This is a genomic window from Hungatella sp. (genome assembly GCF_046966825.1).
Genome location: NZ_JBKVCZ010000097.1, coordinates 1 through 7,627, shown reverse-complemented (window position 1 = coordinate 7,627; position 7,627 = coordinate 1). Strand labels below are relative to the sequence as shown.

Below are 7,627 nucleotides of genomic sequence, written 5' to 3'. Positions count from 1 at the left end.
CGGAGCAGGGGCAAAATCGCGTTTTCAGGACGCGATTTTGCGGGCACTGAGAGCGAACGCATCAGGCGTTCGGTCGAATTGACCGGAACCCCTGCGGAGGGGGCTGTTCGCCCTTAGTCCCACCCCCTCGGAATCCCTGAACCTTTCCCTCCCTGCCGCCCACTCTCCCTTTTCCGGCCAGACTGTGAAAAAGTCCGCGTATCTACCACCACAAAACCCCTATTTTACTTAATCAACCGTTACCACACGCAAGATATTGGTGTGTGCCGCAGGCTCATGCTTGTTTGTCGGGCTTACCACTCCGGCAGTTACAATGACAAGATCGTCTTCCTTCACGATATTCTTGGCCTTTAACAGCTCGATGGAGGAATAGATCAGAACGTCGGTGGACTCTGCACGCTTTGCATGGAACGGCTTAACGCCCCAGTAGAGCTGCATCTGACGCACAGCGGAAGCGCTCGGTGACAGACCGATTACCAGGGACTCCGGTCTCCATTTGGAAAGCATTCTCGTCGTAAATCCGGTGATGCTCGGCGCAACGATGGCTTTCGCATTTAAGTCGTGGGCGGTTCCCACGGATGAAGAACAGACGGCGTTGGAGATGTTATGCACGTTGGCAGCGGATACACGGCGTTTCCGGTACGCGGAGTAATCGAGATGCTTCTCTGTCTCCTCCACGATGGAGGCCATCATCGACAGCGCTTCCACCGGATACTTGCCCATAGCAGTCTCGCCGGACAGCATCACCGCGTCGGTTCCGTCATATACGGCGTTGGCCACGTCGGTAACCTCGGCTCTCGTCGGGCGCGGATTGCGGATCATGGAATCCAGCATCTGAGTCGCGGTGATAACCGGTTTGCAGGCTACGTTGCATTTTTCAATAATCATCTTCTGGATATACGGTACTTCCTGAGCCGGGATCTCCACGCCCATGTCGCCGCGGGCTACCATGATTCCGTCGCTGGCCTCAATAATCGCGTCCAGGTTCTCAATGCCTTCCGCGTTCTCGATCTTAGCGATTACAGCCATGTTGGAGCCATGCTCGGAAAGGATTTCCTTAATCTCAAGAATTGCCGCAGCGGTTCTCACAAATGACGCAGCGATAAAATCAAAGCCCTGCTCGATACCGAATAAGATATCGGCTTTATCCTTCTCTGTCAGCGCCGGAAGCTTGACCTTTACGTTCGGCACGTTCACGCCCTTCTTCTCGCCCAGCTCACCGCCGTTTACAACGCTGCAGACAATATTGTTTCCATTCACTTCCACAACATCCAGTTCGATCAGGCCGTCGTCGATCAGAATCTTGTTGCCTGCCTTCACATCCTCGTGCAGGCGCTCATAGGTGATGTGGCCCATCGTCTCGTCGCCGATGATGTCATCGGTTGTAAGCGTATACGTCTGGCCTTCCACCAGGGTAACCTTCTTTCCGTCCTTTAAAACGCCGGTACGGATCTCCGGTCCCTTTGTATCTAAAAGAGCAGCGATCGGTAAATCCAGCTCCTCTCTGACACTCTTTAACATATCGAGACGCGTTTTCTGCTCCTCGTAATCTCCATGGGAAAAATTAAATCTTGCAACATCCATGCCGTTCTCGGCAAGTGCCTTCATTAAATTGCGGTCATTCGTGTTCGGACCCATGGTGCAGATAATTTTAGTTCTCTTCATTGATTTCCTCCAAGCTGGTTATTTCGTGGTTTTCCGGGCTTCGTCTTCCTCCCGGGTAACGTGTTTATGTGTATATAAATGCTCGGAACAGTACTCATAACTGCCTTCGCATTTGGAACAATAGCGGAATTCCAAGTTCGGATCATCCTTCTCCGTCCTGCCGCAGACCGCGCATTTGTGATGGGTGCTTCCCTGGGGCATGATCTTCGTCTGCCTCTGGAAATCCCGTTTGCGCTTGATCTCTTTCGGATTCACCCGGTTAAAGTTCCTCGTCATAAAGAAGAACAGGATGAAGTTTAACAGAGACAACACGATGGTGACGCGAACGCTCGTTCCCCCTTTGACAAAGCCGTACAGGAAGTAGATACCATTAAACAGAGCCAGCCATTTCGCCTTGATCGGAATAACGAAAAACAGCAGGAATTCCAGATCGGGAAATGTCGCAGCAAAGGCAAAAAACAGGGAAAAGTTTAAGAATTCGGTTGTCAGATACACCGGCGTGCCAAAGAATACATACAGAATCAGCGACGCCGCCACATGGCCGATAATTCCCATGAAGAAATACACATTAAACCGGAATGCCCCCCATACACGTTCCAGCGTATTTCCTACCATATAGTATAAATACATGGAAATCAGGCTTCCAAAGATACCGCCTCCCGGCGGGTAAATCATAAATGTCACGATTCTCCAGATCTGACCGTGCAGAATCGCCTGCGCGTCCAGCGATAAAAACCGCCAGTAAAATCCCGGGGCGAACATCTCCATTAAGAGTCCGACGCCGTACATCAGGATAATATAATACATCAGGTTCGGAATCGCATACCGTTTAAACTTGCGTTCCAGATTGTAAAAAAATTTCATTCTTTCATCCTTCTCACATACATTGATAACAGATCAGAACAGATCTTTTTTTGAAAAGATCCAGGCTACGATCAGCGTCAGCACCAGCGTAAATCCCAGGACAATCAAAAATCCGTAAGGGCTGTCTGCAAACGGCATTCCACTTGAATTCACGTTCATTCCGTAGAAGCTGGCCACCATGGTCGGTATGGACATGACGATGGTGATGGTCGCCAGAAACTTCATGACGATATTCAGGTTATTGGAAATAACGGAGGCAAATGCATCCATGGTGCCGCTCAAAATTCCGCTGTAAATGTTGGCCATCTCGATGGCCTGCTTGTTCTCGATGATAACGTCCTCCAGAAGGTCCGTGTCCTCCGGATACTTCTTGATTTTCTCGTTTCTCATCAGCTTTTCCAGTACGACTTCGTTGGACCGTAAGGAGGTCGTGAAGTATACAAGGCTCTTCTCCAGCTCCAGGAGCTCGATGAGTTCCCGGTTCTTCGTGGACTTGTGAAGCTTTTCCTCGATAACGCCGCTCTTCTTGTCGATGATTCTCAGATACTGAAGGAAAAGCGATGCGTTTTTATAAAGCACCTGCAGAATGAACCTGGTCTTCATATACGTGTGGAAATCTCTCACACGGCCGTCCATAAACGCCCCCAGTACCGGTGTCTCTTCCAGGCAGACCGTGATGATGACCTCTTCCGTCGTGATGATGCCCATAGGGATCGTCACATACCAGTCCTTGTCGTTTCGTTCCTCGATACTCGGAATATCCACCAGGATTAAGGTGTAATTATCCTCGGTTTCAATACGGGAACGCTCTTCTTCATCCAGAGGCGCCCTTAAATCATCGGGATCAATCCCGTAAGTGTTGGCAATCTCCAGAATCTCCGTTGCCGTAGGGTTTGTAAGCGCGATCCAGGATCCTGGTGACAGCTCATCCTTTTGGTGAATCAGACCGTTCTCTGTTTTAAAAATGCGAATCATGAGATACTTCCCCCTTTACTTGGCATACTTAGACTTATACATTATAGAGTCCCATACCTTTTTTGTCAAACGAACTTTAAACAGATTTGGCGATCTTACACAAATTTTACTATTTTTTAACACTTTTTAACACAGCACGGCGATTGTATTATTTCTTATTTTATGGTAAACTGGGTGCGGTGAGCCCGACAACTTACTTATACACGAAGGAGGCAGGGGAGTATCCCCGCGCATATGACTACATATAACACGTTAGGAATCGATATCGGTTCTACCACCGTTAAGATTGCAATATTAGACGGTGATCATCACATATTGTTCGCTGATTACGAACGGCATTTTGCCAATATACAGGAAACGCTGGCGAGCCTCTTGAAAAAAGCCTACGACTTGCTCGGTCCCATGGACTTACGGCCTGCCATTACCGGCTCCGGCGGACTCACGCTGTCGAAGCATCTGGAGATTCCATTTATTCAGGAAGTCGTTGCGGTAGCCGCTTCTCTTACTGATTATGCCCCACAGACCGATGTTGCAATCGAACTTGGCGGAGAAGATGCAAAAATCATCTATTTTACCGGAGGCATCGACCAGCGTATGAACGGTATCTGCGCAGGCGGCACCGGTTCTTTTATTGACCAGATGGCTGCGCTCTTACAGACAGACGCGGCCGGACTCAATGAATATGCGGCGGATTACAAAGCGATCTACCCGATTGCGGCCCGCTGCGGCGTTTTCGCTAAATCTGATATCCAGCCTCTCATCAACGAGGGCGCTACGAGAGAAGACCTGGCGGCATCCATCTTTCAGGCGGTGGTCAACCAGACCATCAGCGGCCTGGCCTGCGGGAAGCCAATCCGGGGCAATGTAGCATTTCTGGGAGGTCCGCTTCATTTCCTGCCGGAGCTCCGTAAGGCATTTATCCGCACGCTGCATCTGAGCGGAGACGCGATCATCGCCCCGGAGAACTCTCATTTATTTGCCGCCATCGGCGCGGCCTTAAACGCGGAGGAACGCGGCGCGCTCCTGTCCGTGGAAGATTTAATTACCCGTTTATCCTCCGGAATCCGTATGGAATTCGAGGTAAAGCGCATGGATCCACTGTTTGCAGACCAGGCGGATTACGATGAGTTCACAAGACGCCACGAGAATCACTGCGTGACAAAGGGCGATTTGTCCTCTTACCACGGGAAATGCTTCCTGGGTATCGACGCCGGTTCCACCACCACCAAGGTGGCTTTAGTCGGCGAGGACGGCACGCTCCTGTACAGCTTTTACAGCAGCAATAACGGCAGCCCTCTGGCCACGGCGATCCGGGCCATGGGCGAGATCGACAGCCAGCTGCCCGAGGACAGCAAGATCGTCTACTCATGCTCCACCGGATACGGCGAGGCGCTCTTAAAAGCCGCGTTTCTGCTGGACGAAGGGGAAGTGGAGACCATTTCCCACTACTACGCCGCGGCGTTTTTCGAGCCGGACGTAGACTGCATCCTGGACATCGGCGGCCAGGACATGAAGTGCATCCGCATCAAGAACGGCACCGTGGACAGCGTTCAGCTAAACGAGGCCTGCTCCTCCGGCTGCGGTTCTTTCATCGAGACATTTGCCAATTCCCTGAATTTCAGTGTGGAGGACTTTGCGAGGGAAGCGCTCTTTGCAAAAAATCCCACGGATCTCGGAACCCGCTGCACCGTGTTCATGAACTCCAATGTAAAGCAGGCGCAGAAGGAAGGGGCGACCGTGGCCGACATTTCCGCGGGTCTCGCCTACTCCGTCATCAAGAATGCCTTGCCTAAGGTCATCAAGATCACCAGCGCCTCCGATTTAGGTGAACACGTCGTCGTACAGGGCGGTACGTTCTACAACGACGCGGTTTTAAGAAGCTTCGAGAAGATCGCCGAGTGTGACGCGGTACGCCCCGACATCGCCGGCATCATGGGCGCCTTCGGAGCCGCGCTGATCGCCAGAGAGCGGTATGACAGTACGAAGACCACCTCCATGTTAAGCATGGAGAAGATCCTGAGCCTTCACTACGAGACCTCCATGACGCGCTGCAAGGGCTGTACCAACAGCTGCGTTCTGACGATCAACCGTTTCGACGGCGGCCGGCAGTTCATCACCGGCAACCGCTGTGAGAGAGGGCTGGGTAAGGAACGGGCCAAGAGGGAGATCCCCAACTTATTTGATTACAAATATCACCGCATGTTCGATTACGAGCCGCTGAGCGCGGATTTAGCCACAAGAGGCGTGCTCGGTATCCCGCGGGTGCTGAACATGTATGAGAACTACCCCTTCTGGGCTGTCTTTTTAAAGGAGCTGAAGTTCCGCACGGTACTCTCCCCGCAGTCCACCAGGAAGATATACGAGCTGGGAATCGAATCCATCCCCAGTGAATCGGAATGCTACCCGGCCAAGATCACTCACGGCCACATCGAGTGGCTGATCAAGCAGGGCATTAAGACCATCTTCTATCCCTGCATTCCGTACGAGCGCAACGAGACTCCTGATGCCGGCAACCATTTTAACTGCCCCATCGTCACCTCTTACGCCGAAAACATCAAAAACAACGTGGAAGAGCTGGGGACGGAAAACGTCCGTTTCCTCAATCCTTTTATGGCGTTTACCAACGAGGAGGTCCTGACAAAACGGCTGACCGAGGTCTTCTTTGAGGATTTCCAGATCCCCGCTGAGGAAGTGAAAGCGGCCGCCCACAAGGCGTGGGAGGAGCTTCTGGCCTCCCGTCTGGACATGGAGAAAAAGGGCGAGGAGACACTGAAGTGGATGGAAGAAAACGACCGCCACGGCATCGTCCTTGCAGGCCGTCCCTACCATGTGGACCCGGAGATCAACCACGGAATTCCGGAACTGATCACCTCCTACGGCTTCGCGGTCCTGACAGAGGACTCCATCTCCCATTTGGGAGAGATCGAACGGCCTCTTGTCGTCACGGACCAGTGGATGTACCACACCCGCCTCTACCGTGCCGCAAGCTACGTAAAATCACAGAACAACCTGGATTTAATCCAGTTAAACTCCTTTGGCTGCGGCCTCGACGCTGTCACCACGGACCAGGTAAATGATATCTTAACCGGCTCCGGAAAGATTTATACGGTGCTCAAGATCGACGAGGTCAACAATTTAGGCGCAGCCAGAATCCGCGTCCGCTCTCTCATAGCCGCGCTCCGCGTGCGCGATAAGAAGCACTATGAGCGGAAAGTGATTTCCAGCGCCTACCACCGCATAACATTTACGAAGGACATGAAGAAGGATTATACCATCCTCTGCCCGCAGATGTCGCCGATCCATTTCGACTTAATCGAACCGGCGATCCGCTCCTTCGGCTACAAGGTGGAGGTCCTGCAGAATGACAACCGCTCCGCTATCGACACAGGCTTAAAGTACGTCAACAACGATGCCTGCTACCCCTCTTTAATCGTGGTAGGCCAGATCATGGACGCCCTGCTGTCCGGCAAATACGATTTAGACCACACAGCCATATTCATGAGCCAGACCGGAGGCGGCTGCCGTGCATCCAACTATATCGGCTTTATCCGCCGTGCCTTAGAGCGCGCCGGCATGGGCCAGATTCCGGTCATCTCCGTCAACGCCAACGGCATGGAGACGAACCCCGGATTTGCCATCACGCTGCCGCTGCTTACCAAGGCCATGCAGGCGGTCGTCTACGGCGACATTTTCATGAGGGTCCTCTACGCCACAAGGCCATACGAGAAGGAGCCCGGCTCCACCAATGCGCTTCACCGGAAATGGAAAGAGCGGTGCATTAAGTCCCTGTCGAAGCGGATCCCGAACATGATGGAGTTTTCCCGCAATATTTCGGGAATCATCCGGGATTTCGATGAGCTTCCCAGAATTCCGGGACTCCAGAAGCCAAAGGTCGGAATCGTCGGAGAAATCCTCGTCAAGTTCTCGCCTCTGGCCAACAACCACATCGTGGAACTGCTGGAATCCGAGGGCGCCGAGGCCGTGATGCCGGATCTGATGGATTTCCTGTTATATTGCTTCTACAACAGCAACTTTAAGGCCGCCAACTTAGGAGGCAAAAAATCAAGCGCTAATCTCTGCAACATGGGAATCTCGCTCCTTGAGTATTTCCGCAGAGTAGCCC

General features: G+C 52.2%; 4 protein-coding genes. 1 reads left to right on the top strand and 3 read right to left on the bottom strand.

The window, feature by feature from the left end; all coding sequences use genetic code 11:
• Positions 1 to 228: 228 nt before the first annotated feature.
• From pyk to ACLTD4_RS23700, 3 genes are read right to left on the bottom strand one after another with little or no spacing between them, the layout of a single operon-like run.
• Entirely contained in the window at positions 229 to 1,665 is a 1,437-nt protein-coding gene (pyk, locus tag ACLTD4_RS23710; protein ID WP_055659674.1) for a pyruvate kinase, read from the bottom strand.
• A gap of 18 nt (positions 1,666 to 1,683) precedes the next feature.
• Positions 1,684 to 2,529, bottom strand: coding sequence for a rhomboid family intramembrane serine protease (locus ACLTD4_RS23705; RefSeq protein WP_055659672.1), 846 nt, complete (start codon positions 2,527 to 2,529; stop codon positions 1,684 to 1,686).
• A 33-nt stretch (positions 2,530 to 2,562) separates the two neighbouring features.
• Positions 2,563 to 3,504 carry a magnesium transporter CorA family protein gene (locus ACLTD4_RS23700; RefSeq protein ID WP_002601434.1) on the bottom strand — a complete coding sequence of 314 codons (942 nt, stop codon included), beginning with the start codon at positions 3,502 to 3,504 and terminating at the stop codon, positions 2,563 to 2,565.
• A 234-nt stretch (positions 3,505 to 3,738) separates the two neighbouring features.
• Between ACLTD4_RS23700 and ACLTD4_RS23695 the strand changes: the two genes are divergently transcribed.
• On the top strand, positions 3,739 to 7,627 hold a 3,889-nt coding region (locus ACLTD4_RS23695), incomplete at its 3' end, for an acyl-CoA dehydratase activase-related protein (protein WP_412331604.1).